Source organism: Bacillus sp. AR8-1 (assembly GCF_008042345.1).
GTDB lineage: Bacteria > Bacillota > Bacilli > Bacillales > Bacillaceae_G > Bacillus_A > Bacillus_A cereus.
The window spans coordinates 99,684-123,936 of the sequence record NZ_QNUB01000021.1; the positions used below are offsets into that span (position 1 = coordinate 99,684).

Genomic DNA, 24,253 nt, shown 5'->3' on the forward strand with positions numbered 1-24,253 from the left:
CATTTTTCATTCCCTTTTTAGCTTTCTTAATGGTTCAATATCTCCGCGTACAATAGCATCAATATTTCCAGTTATTTTTTCAATATCAAAATGCCACCATTGAATTTGCAATAATTCTTGAATTATTTCATTTGAAAATCTCTCTTTTATTTTATTTGCAGGGTTTCCACCAACAATTGTATATGGTGCGACGTCTCTAGTCACAACAGATTTAGCTGCAATGATTGCACCATCCCCTATTTTTATTCCGGGCATAATTGTTGTATCCATACCAATCCAAACGTCATTTCCTATAACTGTATCACCTTTATAAGGTAAATCAGACAAACTAGGTGTATACTTCTCCCACCCATTTCCAAATATATTAAATGGATATGCCGAAAATCCATCCATCCGATGATTGGCTCCGTTCATAATAAAGTTAACTCCAGATGCAATACAACAAAACTTTCCAATATTAAGGCGATCTCCAAGAAATTCATAATGATGTAATACTCGATCTTCAAATGTTTCTCCATCTTTCGCATCATAATAAGAATATTCACCAACAAGTATATTAGGTTTTGTTATTATATTTTTTATAAATTGAACGTTTTGATTTCCTTCAATAGGGTATTTAACATTTGGATTAGGATTCATTTTGTACGGCACTTCCTTTACCACTTATTTCACTTTCTACCGCTATTACTGGCTTTAAATTGTATATAGGTAAAATAAACAATAATCCAATTATAAAAAGTAAAGCCGTCCCTTCATACATCATACTTAATGAAAACATCTCTTTTAATGAGCCAGCTATACTCATCGTTACTACCATTGAACCGGTAAAAAGCGGACTTAAAATACCATTTACACGACCTATAAAATCGGTATCGCTATTTTGAATAATAAGCGTATTAATACCAATTTGGATACACGGAAGAGCTAAACCACTAAAAAGCTGCGCTGTAAGTGTCACCCATAAATTTGTAGAATATCCTATAATGCCAATACCAATTGCTTGACCAAGCATACCGATAATTAACATCTTTTGCGGAGCAACGTTTTTCGCAAATACCATTGCTAATGCTCCGCCAACAATCATTCCCGCACCATTTACTGTTAGTAGCCACTGTAAACTCTCTTTTGATAATCCTAACTGCTCAGTCACAATAAATATACCTAATGGCTGAATTAATCCTATACCTAGTCCTGCAGCCATAAAACAAAGCCCTAGCAAAGTTAATGCTTTTTTCTTTTTGACATACTTAATACCATCCTTCATCTCCTGCAACAGAGTGATACCTTTCTTTTCTACGTCGTTTTCAAGATCTTTAGGAAGGAATAACAATACAACTGCCGCAAGTAAAAACGAGATACCTGTTATGATGATTGAAATATAAATTCCAAAACTATGAAAGATAAATGTCCCTAGTATTGGTCCTAATACCATAAATATTGCAAATATCGTTTGATATATAGACATTGCTAATTGAATTTGTTCCGTTGATAAATGTTGTTTAAACAATTTCATTCCAGATGGTTGTGAAAACTGTGAAAGGATTGCAGAGATGAGTGTCACAAAAAACACAATTTTCCACGTTCCAAACATAAGCGTAATTAATACAGCGAATACTGAAATGGAACTTAACGTTTCACACCATATCATTGTCTTCTTTGGCTTCCACCTATCAGCAAAAGTACCGCCAATAAATGAAAAAATAAAAATTGGAGCGAATTCAGCAACTGAAATCATCGAAATAGCAAAAGCATCACCTTTTGTCATTTCCATTACATATAGTAATACCGCAAAGTTTCGAACCCATATTCCTATTTGTAAAAATAATGCTGATGCTAAAATCCCTTGAACAAACCGATTTTTTAATACTTGTGATACCCCATTGTTTTGTTTCGTTACTACATTTGTCGACATAAAAAAGCCTCCTATTTCATGTTCTGAACAGGAGGCAGCACAAATCATATAAAAAGACTATATATTCGCAGAGCGAAATACATCCCTTTTCTATAAATGTACAGACTAACCCTATTCAGAAGAATATTTCGTTTTTTAACGAAGATCTCTTACAAATAGAATTAGTTAATCATTGGGATGTCTTCACCCTTCCGTTTCGAATTTAAATAACACATACATACTCTATGTAAATCATTTTCGATGTATGCATGTCTCCTTTTAACTATTCTAGAAAGTTAAAGGCAATTCCTCTAAAGAACGCATTAAATAGTTACCTTGCCATTTAATTTCTTCACGATTCCCTTTTATTTTTAGTTCAGGCATTCGATTAAACAAATTAGTAATAGCAATCTTTGCTTCTAACCTCGCAAGTGGAGCTCCTAAGCAGAAATGGCTACCATGACCAAACGCAATATGACGATTATTTTCCCGAGTAATATCGAATACTTCTGGGTTTTCAAATACAGTTTCATCACGGTTTGCAGAAGCTAAGGCAATGACAACCATATCTCCTTTTTCGATTGTTCGGTCGTGAATTTGAAAAGGTTCCGCTGCCCATCTTGCAGTTGTAACCTCAACTGGAGAATAATAACGCAATCCTTCCTCAATAGCCGAATCAATTAGTTTTGGATTATCTTTTAATAACTGTAATTGATTTGGATTTTCAAGAAGTGCTAATACCGTATTTGTAATTAAATTCACTGTCGTCTCGTGTCCTGCTACAATTAATAGCATTATCATTGAATATAGTTCCCGAGCGCTAAGTTTATGCCCTTCACTCTCTGCAAGTATTAAAGCACTCACTAAGTCTTCTTTTGGCTCTTTTCGTTTAATATCAACTAAATATTGAAGATATGTAATAAACTCAGATAGTTGTTTTTCGGTCTCTTTTATTTCTTCAGGTGTTTCTGGTGATGCAATAACAGCATGAGACCAAATTCTAAATTTCGCTTGATCTTCTTTTGGAATACCGAGCATCTCACTTATTACAATAATTGGTAACGGAAATGAATAATCATCCACAAGATTTAATGTACCTTTTCGCTCTATATCACTTATCAAATCATCTGCTATTCTCTCAATTCTTCCGTCTAATTGTGCAATCATCTTCGGTGTAAAAGCTTTTTGAACTAAAGATCGTAAACGACTGTGGTTAGGTGGATCTGAATTTAGCATATGTGTTGTTAAGTGGTCACTATTATCAACGGAAAGATACATGTTCTTTATATCTTGAGAAAACACATTTGTCCAATCTTTTTTTAAACGATTATCTTTTAAAAGTGGCAGAGCATCTTCATATCTAGTAATGAGCCATTCTTTACCGATTTCAACTTGGTTTACAAATAATATAGGTTGTTTTTTTCGCGATTCTTTATAAATTTCATACGCATCTTCTTTAAACTGAGCTGAAGCTAAATTAATGCCATCCTCTATGCTTAACCCAACTTTGTTTTTCATTGACATTGTATTCCCTCACTCTCATTTGTTTTTGAAAACCAACCCAACATATGCATTATACTCTAATAAAAACGTGAAAATTGTAAATTTTTAATCAAAATCTTACTTCGTATATTGAAAAATTAAAAAGTGAGAGAGTAAAATCGTTTCACTCTCCCACTTCTCTTTATGCGAAGCACATAAAATTACTAATTTGTTGATAGCGATAACTTACTTTACGACGACGACCACCTTGCCACGTGTAACCTGACACTCCATTTCTTCTCACTTCAGTCGGAAAAAACCATAAGTCCCTTCCGAAAGGACCAGGACGATGTAAGCGTAAATAGCCCCATCTTCCTAGACAGTTACACATCCATGATTTCATATTACCTGGTTGTGCCGGAGAAGCAAATGTAGACGGTAACGACGGCGCCTGTGACGGTGGTGGTGACGTTGGAGCATCTTCTGCATCATCTGGTCTGTAATCTTCTTGTTCAATATCTCTCACTTCATTTGTAGGTTCATACCCGTAGTTTTGTGGATTATAATACATCGCTTGATCATATGGATAATTTTGTTGGTTATACATATTAACAAATCACCTTCTTTTCATTCATTACCTTTACCATTCATATGTGATATGCCCTCTCTGGGAAGCTTATGTATAGCCCAAATTCAACTTAAAAAGCTCGTATTATTAAAAATACGAGCCTTTCAAAAATAGAATGTGTTTATTATTTCCTTAACTTCACACTATAAAAACGCATTTCATCTAACGAACCTTCAAATTCAAATACTTCTTGTTTAATTAATTGTTTCAAGCGATATTCTAAGAAAGTATCTCCAACTAATTGTTCAACAAGACCAAGTGCTTCACCAATTACTCTAGGAGCTTTAAGGAACTCTCGATCAGCACCCACACTTTTGGCGCATTCAATTATAAATTGATCAAAATAATCTTCCTGTACAGAATGCACTTCATTTTCTTTCCAAACTCTTAAACATTCTATGCTTTCCGATAATCTATCCCACTCATTTTCAAACTTCATGCGCTTCTCTTCAGTTAAATAAGGTAGCTTTATAAAACTTTTTTGGAATAGAGCTAAACTTTCAGGTGGTAATTCTCCCGTTCCACGAATATCATACTCTTGTTTTAATATTTCTCTACTTGCTTCAGACGTATTAATAACTCGAATGTTTTTCTTATCCTTTAATTGTGCCATTACAAAACTTAAGCCTACATGTTCATGTGCATTATCAGCCTTCCAAATTGTAATAGGCGTTTCAACAGGAATAGTATGTAGTTCTTCTATAGTTGCTATAAATCTTGATAAATATTCTTCTTCAAAATAACTATCATAAGCAGTTAAGTTATTTATTAACCACTTCTGTCTTGCTAGTTGCCCCTCATTCGTATGCAACCTATATATCGGTCCAATTGAAAAGAATTCCGAAAAAGCAACAACACTCTCTTCAAATAATTCTTCTTGACTTAACATATATTTTAAGCAACCAGCCGTTGAATCATCAAAAGCAATATGTATGTGCGTACTTTCTTTTACATTCCTTTTATAAGTAGGATTACTTGTTAATTGTTTCGGAATATCCATCAAATTTTTAATTGTATCTTCACTGTAGTTTTCTTCTAATAAGTTTAACTGTATGAGAATACTTTGAAGTAAATCTTTAGCCTCATCTTCGTACATATCCTCTACAGCATTTTTAATTTTATCTATCACACAAATCCCTCTATTCATTTCAAAAATAACGTAGATTATAGTGTATCATTTTAGTATAGTTCTTTAAAGTCAAATCCAGATTGCTACAGCAATCTGGATTTTCAACAAAAGCTTTCCTTATATTTTTGAATTGCTAAATATTTCACTTTGAAAATCTTTGTATCTAAATGTATAATTATATAAAAACAAAAATATAGGAGCTATATTTATGGAGAAAGTACTTACTAATTATAAACATTACTTAAAAAATTGGAGATTTATATTTATTTGCATACTACCTGCTATTGCCTTATTCGTTACTTTCGATGTCATCTTTGAACTACTGTTTCATCAAAATTTCTACTTATCTAACTTAATTTCTGCTATCATATTATTTTTAATATTTATTAACGTTAAAGATAAATTTAAAATTAAAGGCTAAAAAACACTATTTCAAAATAGCCCTTTATTATTGCATCCTACTATAAAATAAGGCTCGTAGTAGATTTTCATAAAAAATAAGAGCACCCTGCAATTGGCCGCTCTTATGTGATTAGAGGTTTTTTCTGAGTATTAAGTAGGACACGAAGATTTTGTCCTACTACATAATATATGCTTGTACTTATTATTTCGTGCATGTATTAAGCACCATGTTCAGGTACTTAATATATGCATAGTCATTGCTATAAAATCTACTCAAATATTTACTGTACGATTATCATATTTATAAATTAAAAAACATCCCCAATGGATGTTTTTTATCTAACATTTTAAGCTTCCATAAACTTAGCCGGTACACCAATTTTTTCAACTACAGAAGATATATTAGTAGGATTAATCATTACATTTTCAATACATACTAATTTATTTTCTAATATCCCATTCTCTGCAGTAATAAGTTCTTCAAACCGATCTAAAGTCATTGAGAATTTATGTTCACTTCCACCATTCATACTAACTTTTACATACTTCATAGTGTCACCGCCTTTCATAATAATTTACATTTCGACAAGAAGGCGCTTACATCCTTTTTATTTACCCTTAGATTTCTCACGTTTACATGTATTTTGAGAAAAGCAGCTACTATTATTTACTCACAAAATTATTGCTAATAAGAAAGATAAAGATAAAAATGCACAAAGTGGAATATATAAACCGGTATCCATTCTAGCAAAGTGTGTATCTTTTTGTCGTTTAAAGATACCAAAATAATTAAACTCACCAATTACTCTAATAGAAAAGACGATCATACAAATCCAGGAACCGACTTGAATAATAACATTAGGAACTGCAAAATGAAAAATTTTTGCTTGTTGCAACAAAATTATTGCTGCCATACTTAATAATAATGCAATGAACAATGTCATTCCGGCGCGAGGTGTAAACGCCTTTTCCCCTGATTTAGTTGGAATAACACTATTTGTCCCCCAATTACCTCCGAAAGCCCAATATACATGTAAAAAGCTAACTAAGAATAATATACAAACAGATATATATGTAATGATAAGCATTTTATCCTCCCCTTATTTTAGTTCCTATCTATAAAATATGCTATTCCCCTCCGCAATAGCAACCTTCATTTCATTACATAAAAAAACCGTAATGATTCATCAATATTAAGATAAGTCATTACGGGGTTATTAAACTTCATTATGCATTATACCTATTTCTTCGGCGTTCCATCCTTGTTTGACCTTGAACTGCATTTTCTTTGTATGGATCTATTTGCTCTGTCATTTCATATGTTGCAACTGGTTCTTCGTACTTATACTCATGGATTTTTTCTGGCATTTTACTTTTAGATTCTTTTCCACCAAACTTAAATAGTTTTATCCTTAATTTCGGTAATCTTGGAAGACGAATCTTAAATGATAATCTTTTGTGTTTCTTTTTTGGTCCAAGTAGATTTATATTTTCTTTATTATTATCTTTCTCTTTGCGGTGAATGAACATCGCGAGTAATCCTCCTATTACAAGTCCTCCAATTAATAGTAATATATATACATAATGGCTTGTCATTAAACTCGTTATGCGTTCAAGTATGACTAACGACTGTACTTCTTTTATATCCCATAGTAAAGCGGCCCATAATGAGAATAAGCCCAAAGTAAGTCCATATGTACGAAAACGGAATAAACATGGAATTAACGCGACACATGCAGCAATTTTCGCATTTGCTATGATTGAGCTTGTTGCAATATCCTGATGCCAAATAACTAACAGTAATGTTATAAATGGCGCATACGCTATCCAGCTGCATATACGTGAATACATCTTTTTAGCAAAATAACTACCGAAACTAGTAAAAAATAAAAGCCCTCCAATATATATAGATTGTTCTAGAGGGATTTGCTTTGTAAGTCCTGCAATTGGAAAGAGGCCGCTCAGTAGCATTAAGAGCACATCTAATTTCTTCACAATTCCCCATTCCTTTCAAATTTTTTCAATTAATAAAAATCGTTTTTCCATATGAAATAGTTTTTGTATTTCTAAAAAACATATTAATCCTGTCTGCACATAAAGTAAATATGTAAACGAAAAGATACTTGACAAAGGATATCCTTATTTACATAAAAAAATGACAAATCCTGTTCGATATAACGAGCAGGATTTGTTTACAAGTATTTAAAGTAGAATAATTGAATCTTTCTTTTCTACTTTTACTACATCTACATCCAATTCATCATTAAATTCTTTAAACTCTCTTGCATCTATGTCAGTAATATAACTCTTTATTATCTTTTCCATATGCATGGAATATGTCATGTGTACATTCTTTTTCGAAAGCATACTAGAATTACAGCACATGTAATGTATCATTTTAGCGATATAATCCCTTTCTACAGGTTTTACACCTAATGGTAGAATTTCAAGTATATATCGCTGAAAAATCCCACTACAATTAAGTGAATATTCACCAGTGCTATAATACATCCCTTTTTGATCTGCATATAAGCCAATGCTATCTAGAGCATCATCAGATTCTATTACACCGTAACTTGGTACATCAAAACCTGTATTTATTCTAATAATATTTAAATTTGGAACCTTTAACACCTCTGGAACAATATCAGGTAAAATATCTATATTAATTTCTTTATTTTGTAACTCTTTTATCCAATATTTTCTCAAATTTGCATCTACAATGAAGTAAACTTGTTTATTTTGTTCTTTTGCATATTGTACAATTTCCATTAATGTTTCGAAAACATATTGTTTAAAAAGAGCTCCCATATCATTTCTCTTTGATGGTTGTGGTAAAAATGCATTATGTTTATTTATATTTAATAATACGTAATCAATCGTTTGCCACTCTGTACTCCCATATAATTTATATAAAATTTCTTTTCCTTTTATTTTTGAAAAAATAGGTAAGAAATCGAATTTCGATATTCGTTCAATTGATAAACTAACATATGTACAAGGTAGATTTATCTTATTCCAACTACGCCTCAAAAATCCTTTTTGTTCTAATAGACTAAAAACACTATTTACAATTGTTTTACGAGATACATTTTGGCCTATAAATAAATTAATAAATGTTGAAATACGGTTTGTTCGTGCAAATCCCTCTCTAATGATTTGTTTTGGATCAATTTTTTCGCGTCCATCACAATTTTTCATCGCGATTAATGCTAATGTCGCATCACTGCGCTTACCCGCGGTAGCATAGACAGCTTTCTTAACATCATCTACAAGATTTGTTTTATATTTTTGGCAATATTGCATTTTATATGGATTTTGTAACACCTTTTCAATATTGTATCTCACAATCTTTAATAACACTGGAAAATCTGTATTCAATACATAAGAATTTTCACCAACTTTAGTCAAAACAATTTCGCTATCAAGTAATGCTTGTTCTATTTCCAGCGCTATATTTTCAGACCAAACTTCTAATATTAATGTCTCTAATCCTTTTGGTGCAAATAAAGGAAATAATTCATTTTTGTTATTTGTAGCTACCTTTTTACATTCTGGAAGTATTGTGAAATAAGAGAATTTACGCTGAAATTCTTTAAATAAATACTCTCTTTCCTTTACTGTTATACCCGGTTCTATTTTAGTACCTTGAACTTTATAAATTCTCTCATTGTATGGAAATAACACCCTTTTATTTTCTCCTACAATATAATCTTTCGGATATTGGAGAATATGGTCTAAATCCACCTCTCCCCCTATTTGAAAATCATCTTTTAAATTTCTAAATATCTTAATCCATTTCATGCCGGTTGTAGCTTGTTGTATTTTTAGTTTTACAAACCGTATTTTTTTATTATTTGACGCAAACTCTGAGGTAGAAATCAATATCATGCCTCGTTTTCGTCTTAAAAGTAAAGGAATATCTGGATGATTATATTCTTGATATTAAGAATGTTTTTATGAGTATTTCATGTTAGCCCGTTTTAATTGATTATAGCTATTATTGAAGATGACATATCAGCGATAATTTATGTCTATTTTGTATAAGTGTTAGCAAGTTCGTTTGCAAACTTGTTTGCACTTTTTTATTTCTCCTTCATTACATACACCTTCACAAATATAGTAGCTCCAATTAATTTTTATTATAAAAAAAGAGCTTAGCTAAGTAGCCAAACTCTTCTAAAAACATTATCTAGAGAATTATCTTTCCTAATCTTTATTATGTATAAAATAATTCGTGTATTTTAAATATTTATTATCTGACGACTCTTCGACAGTTGCTGCTATCTCAGCATTTTTATCACTAATATCAATTTCAAGGAAGGCGATAATAAATTTTTGTAATTCTTTCTTCTTTTCTATATCCAATACATCTTCCTTTTCTTTGTTTAATTTTTTTAATAATAGTAAAGCATTCTTCAATCTTATAATTTTCCGAGGCTCTACATCTGAAGCGTACTTACATATTGTATCTTTAATAACCTGACGTTCTATCAATGTAAATGACGGAACATCCCTCTCTTCGGGTATTTCTAACTCTGCTGGATATTCGGACTGTTCTTGAGCCCCGGATCGTTGCATTAGTTCTTCACTCTCTATTTCATCATGCCCTTCAAATAATCGTGCCGATTCCTTATTTTTACCCTCATTATCACCTTCTATATCATTTCCATCAAATAAATGATCCACCAAATTTCTATAATCAATACTATCTTCCAGATAAAGAGACAAATCTAGATACTTATCCATGTATTCTTTCCCTAATTTATAATAATTCACATAAACATCTTTATCTTTTCCTTCAACAAATCCGTTATAATTCTTATAACTTTGAATAAATAATTGCTTATCTTCTAAAGATATATTTCGTCCTATAATAGGAAACAGTACGTCATGGTTAAATGAAAATAAACACGAGATTGTGGATTTATTATTCGTCTCGTTTTTATTATTTTCTTGTTTTTCTCGTAATCTTTCTTCATTTAAGGATTTAAATAATTGAATGCATTCAATTATATCTGGCAATAGATCTTTATGAATTCGATCTAATTCATCTAATATTAGTAATATCTTAATATCCTTTTTTTTCGGAACATTATTTAGCAAATTTAACAAAAGTTTATATTCATTAACACTTCTCGAATATGTATTATCTATACTTCTATTATCCGTTAAAAACACATTTTCTTTAAATATTGATGATATGCTTTTCACTAAAGTATAAAAAGCGGTAACTATCGTGATGAGAAAAGTAATCTCTCTTAGACTCTGATTTTCTCCCATTAATAAAGGCATAAATTTATAAATAATAAATCCAAAGATACTACCAATCCCTAAAATACTTATCCATCTATTTTTACCTTTTAACCATTCCCAAAAATTACGGGCAAAAAACCTAGTTTTAAAAGAAATAAATTTCCATTTAAAGTTGAACTTATCTTCTTTGTCTTTATCTTTGTCTTTAGAAATTTCATCTATCAATTGATTAAGTATTTTAACCCATAGTTGATCTTTTTTATCAAATACAGAACAATCTACTTTACATACTACGTATTCGTTTATATTTGAGTTATTATTTCCAATGTACTCTGATAACATTTCCACCAACGAACTTTTTCCCATTCCCCATCTAGAAAAAATCCCAATATAAAAAGGAGATGAGTTAGCTTTACTATATTCAGTATAAAAGTTGCCAAGCTCCCTAACTAATAGATTTCTTCCTAATAGATCTTTGTTTGTTATTTGATCACTTAATCCACCTTCACCATTCGGATTTGAGTCCTGTGTTTCGGGGCTGTTTAAATTAACTCCAATAATATATTGCTCGTAATATTGAATCATCTCTTGTAGGTCTTCAACTAGCTCTTCCTCACCTGGCATTTCTTGAACACTATAGGAAATATAAGCGGCAGTAGAATTTGCATAGCTTCTTGCTATTGGGCTTGTACCAAGAAAGATGTCATCATCCTTTTTAACCTTTTCTGACATCGTGATAACTTCACGAATCTCGCGTTTAATCCTTTCTATCTCTTCTTTTGTATTTTGGAGATGCCCTAGTGTTAAGGTTAAATAAAGTCGCTGCATATCATCACTAAACAAGTACATAATATAGTAACCTCTTTGAGTAGAAGTCGTAATATTTTTATTCAACACTGCAATCCAGGGAAAAGTTGCCCAATTCCCTTGACCGACTGAGCCTCTTACTATGTATTGATTTTTATCAATAAAGGTTAATTTTTCGATTTCTTTTGTAATTTCCCCTCTAACAAAAGAGCCTAATAAGTGACCAGTCCAACGCTCTCTCTTTGCCTCTATATATTCGTTCATTATTTTTAAAAATCCGGTACGTAAATTACTTACCATTTTGCTCCCTCCTTCACTTAAGGCAGTAAGGTCCCACTTTTAATTAATTACTCCTACATTCTCAAGCCACATTAACAAATTAATCTTTAGTCTTGTTTCCCATCACTAAGAGACTGGGATATCAAACTTTTACTTCTTTCCATTTCCTTAATATTATTTTCAAGATTTTTAATTGTTTCTTCTTGTTCTGCTATAATTTTTTTAATCTCGTCAATAACTATCAGGTTTTCATCTAAAGCTTTTTCCATATCTTCAACTCGGGCATTTCGTTTCTTCTGTTCATTAATTACTGCCCTTCTATTGTTATTACCTATCATCATAAATACGAAACCTAAAGCAATAACACTCGCTGAGGTGCTCAATGAATCAAGTGTGTCTTTTGACAACGATGTAATCATCTTAGAATTAGGAAAAGCTATTATACAGAATGCCGCTGTATAATATAGCAGCCCACATATTACTAATGCCTTCTTTTCTGATTTAGGGTTATTCTTATCCTCTATTGATTTACTGAGAAAATCAGATATCGTTAAGCAAAGTCCAGCTAAAGAAATACCTGTAACTAATGCAGCTGAAATATTTGCTTCACCTAGAATATTTAAAGTTCCAAGTAAAACTATAGAAACTCCCATAAAAATCGTTATTTGTTCCATTTGTAAAAACCAATTTCTTTTCATTAATTCACCAACCAACGTATTTATTATAAAATATAATTATACAATAAATACGTTATACAAATGCTATTTATTTGCTAAATTTAAAATCCCACTATCGCATACCACCTCCAGAGGAACATCATATTTAACTGCTAACTTCTCTAATTCCCCTCTGTATTTGGTAACGGTTAAAAAATAAATAACTAGCATTTTCCCGTTATGCTTCTGTTTATAAATTTGCGTAATCTGTTCATATTTTTTAATCTCCTTCACTTTCTATGAGCAGTCCAACTCGATTGTATTAAACACGTCCTAAAAATAGATACAACCCTTTTAGTCGCGATTAGAATCGCTAAAGTTCTTAATATGCGCGTAGAAGAGATTTGGATAGAAGAAGACTTGGACACGATGTGAATTTTTAATAAAGTATTTGTCCCTTTGAAACAATACAAATATTATTAAAGTTTGATATAATAATACAGTTATTAATATTAATTAGGGGGAAATATTTATGAAAAAAGCTTTCAAATTCGGTTGTTTTGGATTTATTGCATTATTTGCAATCCTTGTTATTGCACTAATCATCGATATATCTAATGACGATCCAAAAGAAAAAAGCAAACCGAAGGAAACTGTTACAGTAACTGGAAAATGGGAAGGAAAAGTTAAAGAAATTGCATCCAGTGATAAATCTACAACTGAAAAGTTTGATGAAGTAAGCAAATATGCTAAGGATTACAAACCATCTAAAGATGAAGTTAAACAATTCGGTGACGAAATTATTAAAGAATATAAAGATAAAAACTATATTAAAGATGTATCTAACCATGAACACATGCTGAAAAACCTTTTCAAATCACAAATTGTTGATAAAAATGCATCAGATAAAAATTTAAAAGATTTTGCTTTTGATTTCTGGCAAAACTCTAAATATAATTACCGCGGTGTAGAAAATGCAACAAGTAGTGCTACTCAAGCTAATGAACGCCAAATGGATAAAGCTTTAAGTAAAATGAATAAATAGATTTTGAATAGAAGAAACAAAAAAAGCCGTCCTATGGACGGCTCTTATTTTTTACTTCTTAAAATACTCGTAGAACCATTTTCCTTCCGGTCTAGTGTCCATCCACCAAGTAATCTTGTCTAATTCCTGATTAGGCAATACTTCCGTTTGTAAGTATGCTACTCCAGTTGAAGAATCCGAGATAACCTTCCCTTTAATTCCACGCTCGTTCATAGCATTTACGACTTCTGGAACCAATGAGACGCCAAACCCACCAGATTTAACATACTGATACCCGCCATTAGAAGCGTTTTGTTCTGGCTGATTCACTTCTGTAAACCAAGATAAAGGTTTGTTTCCGATTAATTCATTCAAATCACACTTACCGATACCAGGCACATTTCCTGTTTCAGTGTATTGCCAAATATCGCATGGATAAGATGGTCTCTTTCCTCCGTAGCGGGGGATCCATACAAAGTCAGCAAGTACATTTGCCATTCCGAATGGAGCATACATATGATGGCCAACATATAAACCGACTTTTTGAGCACCTAATCGGCGTAATTCATCAATAAACGCTTGAGCGCCCGCTCTCATATCATTCATTGTTTTCACTTCAACATCTGCAACCCAGACTGTCGCACTCTTATCTCCGCGGATCCAGAAGTCTCGCGCTTCTATACGTGCATCATTTTCAGAAACAAAACGACAAAATGCATAGTTGCCAAAAGGAATTTTATGCTGCTTCATAGCTTGTACGTATCCTTTATATAGAGGATCTACATAATTTGAACCATCTTGTACACGAGCGATGATGAAATCAATGTGTTGTTTTGCTACAGGCCAATTAATATTACCATTCCATTTTGAAATATCTACAGTGTAACCCATTATTCAACATCTCCTTTTTGATTATCATCATGATCTGACCAAATCCCTAAAGCGATACCAACAGTTAATAAATAAGGTGCTAATTCATCCAAAAAGCTCTTAGCCTCTGGTACACCAAATTTCGTAAACAAAAATCCAAGCAAAGAAAAAACCGCAACCCATGTTTTCCAGTTGCGGAATCGCTTTTTTATATTCTCTTTTTTCATAGTTAATTCGTATCCTTTTCTAAATTATCAAGGCGTTTATGTGCTTGTTTAGCGCTTTCTTCCACCCTTGTAATGCGTTCACCAAATGAAACCATTTGTCTTTCACTTGCCTTTTGATCTATACGAATATCATCAACACCTTTGCTAATGTATTCTAACTTTGCTTTCATTTCAGCCCCTCGCTGACCATCCGACTTAATTTCTTTTGAGCGATTCAATGAGTAAGAAAAATACCCAATTAATGCTGATGCTATTGCTATAAGTACTCCGATTTCAATTGTCATAACTTCACTCCTTTCAAAATAAAAAGAGAGACAAATTTGTCTCTCTTTTGTTAAGCAAACCATATTTTTTAATAATAATTTATTACTCAATTTCTAATATAACCTTATTTCCTTTTTGTTTAACTGTTATATCATTATCCACAACACAACCACCTTCACAGGAGACAAAAACTTCACTTTCATGATCTAATTCCATTAAATATGCAATTAAGTCTTTTACAGTCAAATTAACACCTCCTATGGACTGAATTATTTACCCATATACTGGAACTCCACCAATATACGGAGGTAGACCATTTGGGTACCTTTTAAAGGAGTTGGCGTGATTGCGAATGAAATTGTCATCATTTTTAACAACTTCGAGCCATTGTCTTGCTGACTCTATTAGGTCCTTGCAAAATATTCTCACATCAATGTTTAAAACATCATTCATGACGTTGTTGTGCAAAACAATAGGTCCTCCTGGTTCTATAAATATTATCTTTTTATATTTTGATTTCTCATGTTGTGTACTACCCTGATGTAAGAATGAGCATCTGAAATAGTAACAATCATCAGCGGATAGTCTCAGTTTATCTGCCACATAATTATTGTACCATTCTTTATACTTTTTCCCGCTAGTCTTTCCGTCATCTGATTGCAAACCAGCACAAATATCAGGTATGCATAAAGCTATACCTAAAGATAAATGATATACTCCTGCATCTAAGCCTCTTTCAATTTCATTAAACAAATCTTCCATAAACAAACTCCCCCCTTTTTATCATGAATTTATTATACATGACTATGAGTAGGCAACGTCCATAAAATTTAAGATTTTTATCCGCAATAAAAAAGGCATGTTATAAGTATACTTCTTTTTGTTATAAAAGCCGTATTTTATGCAAATTAAAAAACAGCCTATAGCTGCTCTGGTTTCTTATCAATTAAATTTTGAAGTAACAGTTGTTCTAAAACTTCAATTCTACTGTTCATTTGTTTATTCTCTTCTTTTAACTCTTGAATTTCAGCATCTTTAGCTTGTTTTTCTTCTTGAAACGCCTTTATTTGAATTGCTAATGAAGAATATAGTTCAGCTGCATTTCTTGTTTTTGTAACAAAACACTCTGGAGTATTTTCATCATCTGCAATCCACCCATAGTGAGTTTCTATATCGTTTGTTGTAAGAATTGGGTCCCCTTCAACACGATTCATTCGCTTCTCATACAAGTCTTCTATATCTGTTTTCAAGTTGTATTGTTGGATTTGAAGTGCCATAATTTTTTCTATTGCGCTAAACTGCACGTCACGAATATTTGTTTTGTATTCACGTTTCGATGCCGTTTGAAAAGCTGATGCTGTAACTGCGTTATATGCACTTCCTGACCCATTTTTAACCTGAAGTGTTGTATATCCCTCAACGTTACCATTTCGTAGCATTACTGTTTGGAATCGAAGGTCTGTTTCAGCGTTGGGCGTTGCAACTATATCAAGCATATTTTTTCCTTTTAAGTTGAATACAATGGAAGACTGACTGTCCATCCATACGGATTTAGATCCACCTTTTAACGTTATTCCACCAGCAGAGTCTACCCAAAATGCGTTCGATGGATTAGATACTGTGAAGGTAGCACCGTTGGCTACTTCAACCCAATATGATCCATTTTTTGCATACTGACTTATACCTTTTCCAGAAGTGATAATTGTATGCCCACCAGAATTGACCTCTGTATTCTGATTACTTTTCATAAACAAAGCCCCACCAGTAAGAATATCTACATGGCTTACAGAATCTAAACGAATTGTATTAGTATAAGCGCTAAATTGTTTATCAGACCTTAGGGTAACTCCGTTATTACCAGTAATATAAATATAGTTATCTCCATGAAGAGATACATCCCCTTTTGTATCCACATTTAATTTAGCGCAATAATGTGGAGTTTGATCCGCATCATAACCTTTAACAATACCAAAGGTACCGGTATAGTAATTTTCTCCTTTCACTGGGAATTGAGATATTGTTAAAGTACCATCGCGGAAACGTGATGTATCCACATCATCATGCATAAGTATTGTTGGTTGTATTTGGCTATCAACAGCTCTTTTGTAATAACCAATAAACATTCGCGTTAAATTCGATTCCATCAAGCGTATGAATTGTTTTTGGATGTGGACATAGTTAGTACCGTTGTCTGTCCGTACTGTAGAACCAACTATCTCTCCACCACGTACTAAGTTACCGTTTAGTACACCCGTTGTAATGAAATCAGCGACAATCCTTCCATCCATTGTGATTGCCGTATTATAGGGTCCATTAATGCCTGTGGAGGAATAACCAAATCCATTGATATTCCATTGCCACACTTTTTTAGCGGTTCTTTCATCAGCTGTATCCATAATCAAAATTCTTTCTGGATATATACGAACATGGCCACCGAAACCGCTATTGATTAAATTCGTAGCATTTTCGCGTGCTTGTTCTAATATTGATTTTTCCATTCCTTTAACGTTGTTTTTAATACCATTGACGCTATCTCTAATATCATTGAAGTTATTCTCAACATTATCAACTCTGCCTGTTATATCAACGAATGTCTCTTTAAAATTGCCTAATGTCAATTCGATATACTCTTCATAGATCGGGTCGTATTTGTAATGATTAACTTTAGCTTCAATTTCGAAACCGTCTTCTTCATGTATAACTGTTACTGTATCTCCCATATATACACGTTGTAATACCGCCAAATCTTTATACTCTTCAGTTTGAGATAGCTCTTGAAACTCTACTTTATATGTCGCTTTTGGATAATCAACATGTTGTTCATCGTACATTTTTTTTGCGGCATTGCGTAACATTTCATATGCTTGTGGTAACGGAACTGCGTCTTCGTCGTCAGCATAATCACCAATAGCTGCTTTAATGTGTTCAAATTCAACAACTCTAATCTTAGGTTTAATATATTTACTAGCGTTATAGCTTTCCACGTACTTTTCTGGTAACAGTAGTCCATCAAAACCTTTAGGCATCATTCGAGTTATAACACCTTGCCAATCAACATCGCCTTCATATCCTAATAAATCTTTTTTGTGTTGAATAACAACACCGCGATCTTTTCCACGTTCTCTTAGCATGTGGACGGTGAAATTATCCCTTTTTAATTCCCCGCCCCAACGACTAAGAAAAGAGTTGTCCTGGCTGTTATCAAGTATTGCTTCGACTGGGTTTTTTCTAACCAAACGAGAACTAGAAATTGTATTGATATCACTAATGAAATTAAAATTAGTGTTATATTGCATACGTTCTTTCATTTGTTGTAATGCTGCTTGTCCACCCTTTTCTTGAATAAATGTATCTTCAATCAAGTTATCAACGAGATCATAGAATACGTGATAACAAAATACGTGTAATTCACCCATAGAAGGTGCAGGTCGTGCTACACGAAACAATTGATTGCCATCAGGTGTTGGCGCTTTGATTAAACATTGACCACCTATTTCTAATCCATGCGGAGCGAATAACGGATATTTAAAACTTAAGACATATAAACCATTTAATTCTTCTTCAATAACTGCATCGTAAATATTATCATCTAAAATACCTATACCATTGTGAGTAAAATCCGTTTCAGTTGGTTTATATAATGTGATCATAAGTAACGCCACCTCGGGTCAATTTGTAACTTTGTAACAGTTCCAGTCCATTTTATTGTGTTTGCACCTTCAGAGAATGTGGGAAAATTACCGATCATATTACTATTCATCGGCGTAGTGTTCGAATATGCTTCTTTTAACTCGGAATCAATTACTACTGAACTATTTACATTTTTAATTAAGAATGAAACATCATTTATCGTAACAGTAATTGACCCACTACCATAAATCGTTATTTTAGGTAATGAATACTTAGTGCCCGAGTTTACAAGAGTAGTTGTCTTAGTTATTTCCAAAGGTTGTAGAATAGCATATTCGAATGGATCAGCTACAAAAGTAACTTCGAATTGTCCATATTCTTCTATTTCATTAGCGATACTACCTATTTCCACACTTTTTATTTTTCTATAAACGTTATCATCTGTAAAAGAAAGGGTTTTAGCGTTCAATAGCCACGCTTTTATACGTCGTAACAATGGTTTGATGTTATAATCTTCTAACAAGTTAAAGTCAATCTTGAAAGTAACGTCTTCATAACCATTTTTCTTTGTTAATGATCCGTTTTCTCTACCAGGAACTTCAATAAACTCTATTTTTTCTTTTGCTGTTGGTATGTCAGGGCGCTCTATCATACAAAGAAGATAGTCACGTCCTAATATTTCATTTATTCGAATATCAACCACGTCGCGCCCTCCCTATACCGATATTTAACATTTGTCTTTTCTTTGCAAACCAATCATCAGCTTTTTCAAACATTTTATTTAGATCACTTTCATTTTTAACAGTTGTATTAAAAGTCACTTCATTTTTAATTTCTTGTGGTTGTTGTTGCTGATTAGCGTTAACACCTTTACTCAATGACAATGAATTGTTAACAATGTTAGGTAAATTAGAAAGAATACCATTGCCACCTATTGTTTTAGTAATCCTTTGTACCGTATCTCCTAGTGCACCTCCAGAAGAGAATGGAGCTAATGGAACGCCTTGATTTAAATTAACAGCTAATGCCCTTGGCGCGGCAAACGATGCAGGCGCTGCGAATGATGCTGGGGCAATTCCTTGATTTCCTGTATTATCGTTAACACTTATAGAATAAGAACTGCTAAATGGATTTAATTTGTTTAAAATGCCACCAGCTTTATTCCACGCTCTGGAAACTGTATCGATAATACCGTTCATTACTTTAATAATTGAATTCCAAAGACCATAAAAGAAATCAATCACACTATTAATCGGTTTGTAAACGCTTTGAAGGATATCTGAAACATAACTCCAATTGCTACGAACGATGTTAGAGATATAATTGAATGTTCCAGACACACCAGAAGACAACCTATCCCAAGCGCCAGTTACATTAGATACGACATTGTTCCAAATACCAGAAGTTATGGCATAAACTACATTCCAAGCGCCTTCAATTCTGCTTTTCACTTCATTTACTGCATTACTAATATTCGAAGTTATCGTATTCCAAACTCTCGAAATAGTAGAAGTTATTTCATTCCATTTGTTGGATGTTGTATTTTTAGTTGAAGTCCAACCGCTTGTAACAGTATCTGTTGCTTTATTTATCTTGTTCCTAATATATCCAACAATCTCATTCCAAACATCAGAAATAAACGTCGAAACCGCGTTCCACGCCTTTGATGTTATATTTAATACATAATTCCAACCTTGCTGTATTTTAAGTTTGATAGGGTCCAAAAACGCATTTACAGTATCAGTGATCCATTGCCACGATTCACGGATTATATTAGTAATCCAATTCCACGCTGTACTAGTTGCACTTGTGATTGTATTCCACAATTCTGTGATAGTGTTAACTAACATATCTCTATATTCTATAAAAGTAGAGGAAATAGCATTCCAAGCTTCTTCGATGTAAGGTTTAATCCATTCCCAGAATTGTGTTACCGGTTCTTTTATTAATTCCCATCCTAAAATGAAAGCAGTTAATAACAACTGTAAAGGGAATGTTATGATTTGGAATAGAATATTCCAAGCTATTTGCGCGATCTCTTTCAAACCTTCCCAGAATGCTGAGAAACCTGATTTTACAGCTTCCCATGCGTCAGAACAAATTTGTTTGAACGAATCCCATGTACTTGAAAACCATTCAATCGTTGCTGTCCACATTTCATTTGCTATGTTGCCAACTTCAGCCCAAAAGTTATTCCAATTATTTTTAAACTCTTCCCATTGTTGACTAAACCATTGCGATATCATATCCCATGCCATTTGAATCGATTGGGTTACATTATCCCAACCTTTAGAACAAGCATCGCTAATTGTTGTCCACAATTCTGACATCCATGTTGAAAATTGGCTCCATTTTTCTTTAAGCCAATCTGTAATACCTCCCCAGTTGTTAAATATAGCTATAACTGCTACGACTGCTGCTATTATTGCAGCTATTGCGGCTACAACTAATGCGACAGGAGCGCCAACAAATGCAGCTATTACAGTGACTACTATCCCTATCGCTTCAGCTATAGCTGAAATCCAACCTATTAGAGTACCGATAAAACCAATTACCGAACCGACGGCGGTTATTATCGTCCCTATGGCTGTTATCGTAGCTCCTATGACTATTAATAACGGGCCAATTGCCGCCGCTAATGCCGCAATAATTACGATCGTTTGTTTAGTTTTAGGATCAAGTTTAGAAATCCAGTCCATTAATTCTTTTAATTTTTCAACAACAGGCATTAACGCAGGTAATATTTCAGTCCCGAATTGTACGGCTAAAGTATGAAGTGTTTGTTGTAATTCTTTGAATTTATTTTCCGGTGTGTTCTCCATTTGTTCAGATAAATGTTTAACCTCTCCGGTAGCATTCCGGGCATCATCAGACATTTTTTTAAGCTTTTCGCCGCCACTATGAACAAGTATTTGCCACGATGCTAAATGTTCTTTACCGAATATTGTGGCGATTGTAGCGTTTTGTTGTTCTTGTGTCATTCCTTGTAAACCGTGTTCAAGTTCGTCCATGACTTGAGGTAATTGTTTCATTTGTCCGTTTGCATCAAATGCACTGAATCCCATTTTCGCCATAGCTTTAGACATAGCCTTTGTTGGCTTAGTTAAGTTAACAAAACCAGATTTCAAAGCCCTTGCCGCTACAGACGCTTCAATACCATTAGATTGTAATAAACCTACAGCAGAAGCGGTTGTTGATAAATCTTGTCCAGCTGAATTTGCAGTTGGCCCAATAATTGACATTGCTTCTGTTAGAGAATGAACGCTAGCTTTTGTATGGTTAGCTGTATAAGCGAATATGTCAGCCATCTTATTGATACCAGCTATATTCTGCTCAGCGTTAGTTGTTTTTTGTCCTGTAGCTTCATAAGCAGATCCTAATCCGTCCACAGTTTTTGATAAATCTTCATTCGCGCCACGGGCAGTATGGAGAGAAACAGTCATGATTCGCATCGCTTCTTCTGCTGTGTAACCGTCTTTAACTAACACAAGTAAACCTTCATTTATTTTTTCGGTACTAACACCAAACTTTTGAGAGTTAGCAAGGGAACTATCCCACATTCTGCTCATAACGTCGTTAACTTGTTGAGAAGTTAACCCTGTTGCGTTTACCTCTTTTCGAATATCAGCCATTTCATGTTGGAATTTCGATGCTTCTTTTGCAGCGTAACCCATGGCGCCAGCTATAGGAGCTGTCACTTTCATTGACATGTCTTTTCCTACACTAGAAACACTTTGACCGACTTCTTTTACTTTGTTACCGAATTCTTGAACGTGTGATTTAGCTGTTTTAAAGCTGTCTCCAACTCTTCTTTCTAGAGCTTGCGTTTCTCTGCCTAGTTCAATTTCAGCTTGTCTTGCCCTATTTAATTCGGTTTCTAACCTTTTAACTTCTTCAGATCCAGCCCCGAATGCAGTTTTAGCATTATTTAATTGTTGCGCTAAATTTCGAGACTGTTCACCAGCGTTTTGTTGCGCTTGCTTTAAATAGTCATATTGTAATTTCGCCTTGGAAGTTTCCGAAGCGTTCTTTCCTAGTGAAGCTGCTTGGAGATCGTACGCCGATTTTAATTTATCTGCTTCAGTTTTTAAACTGGAATGGGCTGTTTTCAAACCTTCTAACGCTTGCTTTGACTTACCTATTTCACTATTTCGTAATGCTTCAGCTTGTTTAGCTTCTTTTAATGATTCGGTAGTAGTTTTTATTTTGTTAGAAATTTCAGTTTCAGCAATTTGTGCACGTCGTAACGCTTCTTCAGCCTTCTTTGTTTCTGTTGCATTTTCTCCCCACACTTGTTTTGTTCTTTGAAGTTGTTCCGCTGTCTCTCTTGTTTTGTTTTTAGCGATATCATATTGCTTCTCAAGTGTGGATAACGAAGTCTTATATTTATCAACATCAGTTCCGGTTAACTTCATTTGTGTTTGAGCTAACTTTAACTCTTGTGTTAAGGCTCTATTCGCCTGATTCATTTCGTTTATCTTAGATTTATAATCTGCGGTGTCAGCCTTAAATTTAATTATGGTTTCTTTTGAAGGAGTAGCCATTTATTTTCCACTCTCCTTTTCTTGGATATAGGCTTTCCACCCTTCGTAAGCACTTTTGTTTTCTGCTATTCTTTGAACATCCCTTAAGGGTAAATTCCAAAAGTCACTTTCCGATATTTCAAAAATAAATACGTATAGACTGTATAAGTCCACAACGAATTCAATTTCGAATTTAGGAAGTTTTAAGCCTTTTTTCCGGCTTTTTGTTGAAAACCTTTTGCCATGTTGTTTTTAGCTTCTTTTTTCATAACTGCACCGAAATAATCGAACGCCTCTGACATATCAACTTCATATACTTCCATGAATGCTTCAAATTCCATATATCCAGTAGGATTTGCTTGACGATAAGCCGCATAAACAATACGGAACGTATCTAATAAATCAATGTTCTGAATTCCGCCAGCGTTTAATAAAGTACTTAAAAATCCTTTATCGATAATGCCTTCTTTTTCTAATTTGAATAATGTTAAAGCTGTTAAGTTAGGATTCGCCTTCACTACTTCACCATTTGATAACGTAATTTCTTTTATCATGTAATTTCTCTCCCTATAATCAAAATTAAAAGGCACTCATAAAGAGCACCTTTGATAGAATTTATTTTGTTTGTGCTGTTTTTCGTAATTTAGCCGAATCAAATTTTGTCATCCATTCTTTTGCAACTGTTTCCGGTAGTTCGATACCTTCATAATAGAAACGACCGAATTCGTCAGATAACGCTGTTACTTCTAATTCTACTTCGGCTAGTTCTTCAGCACCGTTTTCTACACTCTTAACAAAACCTGTTGCACTTGTACAATTAGGGAATGCGATTAAACGTGTGTTTTCTTCGAATATGTCAAGCTCTTCCGCAACGAACGCAAAATCTTTTCCTAAGCTGTCGATACCATATGAGTAAACGCCATCGATCAACCCTTCGTTTGTAATACCAAAAATGTTACGAATAACCTTCAATTGCATGTGACCGCTAATTTTTACATTCATTTGTGTTGGTTTTGATTTTTTCTTTTGAGTAAAGCCGCCGCATTTCTTTTCAACTGATTTAATTTCTGTTTCTGCATCTAATTTACCTACACAACCGAATGGGTCAGTTACATGTTCACCTTTAAAAAGTACACTAGCATTTTTAATCTCGACCGCATCAAATACATCAACTGTAACTGGCAT

23 protein-coding genes and 2 pseudogenes are annotated in these 24,253 nt (G+C 33.4%); 2 read left to right on the forward strand and 23 right to left on the reverse strand.

Translation table 11 applies throughout. The annotated features are described in order from the left end of the window. Positions 1-6: 6 nt before the first annotated feature. From DN400_RS17200 to DN400_RS17225, 5 genes are all read right to left on the reverse strand, one after another. On the reverse strand, positions 7-639 hold the full coding sequence (locus tag DN400_RS17200; RefSeq protein ID WP_001069253.1) for a Vat family streptogramin A O-acetyltransferase: 633 nt from the start codon (positions 637-639) through the stop codon (positions 7-9). After that, the gene (locus DN400_RS17205) at positions 629-1,912 is read right to left on the reverse strand and encodes an MFS transporter (RefSeq protein WP_000106403.1); all 1,284 of its coding nucleotides are present in this window, start codon (positions 1,910-1,912) and stop codon (positions 629-631) included. The genes DN400_RS17200 and DN400_RS17205 overlap by 11 nt, the downstream gene beginning before the upstream one ends. 267 nt (positions 1,913-2,179) lie before the next feature. After that, positions 2,180-3,415, reverse strand: a complete 1,236-nt coding sequence (locus tag DN400_RS17215) for a cytochrome P450 family protein (protein WP_089171126.1) — start codon at positions 3,413-3,415, stop codon at positions 2,180-2,182. Between the two features lie 160 nt (positions 3,416-3,575). Beyond that, positions 3,576-3,980: a hypothetical protein gene (locus tag DN400_RS17220; protein ID WP_000282687.1), complete on the reverse strand. Its 405-nt coding sequence runs from the start codon at positions 3,978-3,980 to the stop codon at positions 3,576-3,578. 145 nt (positions 3,981-4,125) lie between these two features. Then, complete coding sequence (locus DN400_RS17225) at positions 4,126-5,130, reverse strand: DUF1835 domain-containing protein (protein WP_000565684.1); 1,005 nt, start codon at positions 5,128-5,130, stop codon at positions 4,126-4,128. 208 nt (positions 5,131-5,338) lie between these two features. Here DN400_RS17225 and DN400_RS17230 point away from each other — a divergent pair, with 208 nt between their 5' ends. Further along, positions 5,339-5,551, forward strand: coding sequence for a hypothetical protein (locus DN400_RS17230; protein WP_000416826.1), 213 nt, complete (start codon positions 5,339-5,341; stop codon positions 5,549-5,551). Positions 5,552-5,879: 328 nt separating this feature from the next. Here the strand turns inward: DN400_RS17230 and DN400_RS17235 are convergent, their stop codons facing one another. From DN400_RS17235 to DN400_RS29925, 8 genes and pseudogenes are all read right to left on the reverse strand, one after another. After that, positions 5,880-6,083: a hypothetical protein gene (locus DN400_RS17235; protein ID WP_000878368.1), complete on the reverse strand. Its 204-nt coding sequence runs from the start codon at positions 6,081-6,083 to the stop codon at positions 5,880-5,882. A 120-nt stretch (positions 6,084-6,203) separates the two neighbouring features. Then, positions 6,204-6,620: a DUF3995 domain-containing protein gene (locus tag DN400_RS17240; RefSeq protein WP_000905591.1), complete on the reverse strand. Its 417-nt coding sequence runs from the start codon at positions 6,618-6,620 to the stop codon at positions 6,204-6,206. A 139-nt stretch (positions 6,621-6,759) separates the two neighbouring features. Beyond that, positions 6,760-7,527: a DUF3959 family protein gene (locus DN400_RS17245; RefSeq protein ID WP_000732179.1), complete on the reverse strand. Its 768-nt coding sequence runs from the start codon at positions 7,525-7,527 to the stop codon at positions 6,760-6,762. A gap of 207 nt (positions 7,528-7,734) precedes the next feature. Beyond that, positions 7,735-9,417, reverse strand: coding sequence for an RNaseH domain-containing protein (locus tag DN400_RS17250; protein ID WP_000626126.1), 1,683 nt, complete (start codon positions 9,415-9,417; stop codon positions 7,735-7,737). Positions 9,418-9,741: 324 nt separating this feature from the next. After that, positions 9,742-11,373 carry a P-loop NTPase fold protein gene (locus tag DN400_RS29915; RefSeq protein WP_481747366.1) on the reverse strand — a complete coding sequence of 544 codons (1,632 nt, stop codon included), beginning with the start codon at positions 11,371-11,373 and terminating at the stop codon, positions 9,742-9,744. Then, positions 11,347-11,976: pseudogene (locus DN400_RS30300) on the reverse strand (DUF3578 domain-containing protein); the annotation flags it as partial. The gene DN400_RS29915 and the pseudogene DN400_RS30300, both read right to left, overlap by 27 nt. 5 nt (positions 11,977-11,981) lie before the next feature. Continuing rightward, on the reverse strand, positions 11,982-12,572 hold the full coding sequence (locus DN400_RS29920; protein ID WP_255477961.1) for a hypothetical protein: 591 nt from the start codon (positions 12,570-12,572) through the stop codon (positions 11,982-11,984). Between the two features lie 63 nt (positions 12,573-12,635). Then, a pseudogene (locus tag DN400_RS29925) lies at positions 12,636-12,821 on the reverse strand (hypothetical protein); the annotation flags it as partial. 241 nt (positions 12,822-13,062) lie between these two features. Here DN400_RS29925 and DN400_RS17270 point away from each other — a divergent pair. Beyond that, complete coding sequence (locus tag DN400_RS17270; protein WP_147801775.1) at positions 13,063-13,575, forward strand: hypothetical protein; 513 nt, start codon at positions 13,063-13,065, stop codon at positions 13,573-13,575. 51 nt (positions 13,576-13,626) lie between these two features. Here the strand turns inward: DN400_RS17270 and DN400_RS17275 are convergent, their stop codons facing one another. The 10 genes from DN400_RS17275 to DN400_RS17315 form a co-directional block, all read right to left on the reverse strand. Then, positions 13,627-14,445, reverse strand: coding sequence for a GH25 family lysozyme (locus tag DN400_RS17275; protein ID WP_147801776.1), 819 nt, complete (start codon positions 14,443-14,445; stop codon positions 13,627-13,629). Then, a complete protein-coding gene (locus DN400_RS17280) occupies positions 14,445-14,651 on the reverse strand; it encodes a hypothetical protein (RefSeq protein ID WP_142243938.1) in 207 nt (68 codons plus the stop codon). Before DN400_RS17280 ends, DN400_RS17275 begins: the two co-directional genes overlap by 1 nt. Before the next feature lie 2 nt (positions 14,652-14,653). Next, positions 14,654-14,935, reverse strand: coding sequence for a hypothetical protein (locus DN400_RS17285; RefSeq protein WP_147801777.1), 282 nt, complete (start codon positions 14,933-14,935; stop codon positions 14,654-14,656). An 82-nt stretch (positions 14,936-15,017) separates the two neighbouring features. Beyond that, positions 15,018-15,161: a hypothetical protein gene (locus DN400_RS29530; protein ID WP_179118772.1), complete on the reverse strand. Its 144-nt coding sequence runs from the start codon at positions 15,159-15,161 to the stop codon at positions 15,018-15,020. 27 nt (positions 15,162-15,188) lie between these two features. Beyond that, positions 15,189-15,677: a hypothetical protein gene (locus tag DN400_RS17290; protein WP_147801778.1), complete on the reverse strand. Its 489-nt coding sequence runs from the start codon at positions 15,675-15,677 to the stop codon at positions 15,189-15,191. Positions 15,678-15,835: 158 nt separating this feature from the next. Next, positions 15,836-18,565, reverse strand: a complete 2,730-nt coding sequence (locus DN400_RS17295; RefSeq protein ID WP_147801779.1) for a phage tail spike protein — start codon at positions 18,563-18,565, stop codon at positions 15,836-15,838. Then, on the reverse strand, positions 18,562-19,248 hold the full coding sequence (locus tag DN400_RS17300) for a phage tail protein (RefSeq protein WP_098377076.1): 687 nt from the start codon (positions 19,246-19,248) through the stop codon (positions 18,562-18,564). The genes DN400_RS17295 and DN400_RS17300 overlap by 4 nt, the downstream gene beginning before the upstream one ends. Continuing rightward, entirely contained in the window at positions 19,241-23,089 is a 3,849-nt protein-coding gene (locus tag DN400_RS17305) for a phage tail tape measure protein (protein WP_147801780.1), read from the reverse strand. The genes DN400_RS17300 and DN400_RS17305 overlap by 8 nt, the downstream gene beginning before the upstream one ends. Positions 23,090-23,271: 182 nt before the next feature. Further along, complete coding sequence (locus DN400_RS17310; protein WP_098322676.1) at positions 23,272-23,622, reverse strand: hypothetical protein; 351 nt, start codon at positions 23,620-23,622, stop codon at positions 23,272-23,274. A 61-nt stretch (positions 23,623-23,683) separates the two neighbouring features. Then, positions 23,684-24,253 carry a hypothetical protein gene (locus DN400_RS17315; protein WP_001145608.1) on the reverse strand — a complete coding sequence of 190 codons (570 nt, stop codon included), beginning with the start codon at positions 24,251-24,253 and terminating at the stop codon, positions 23,684-23,686.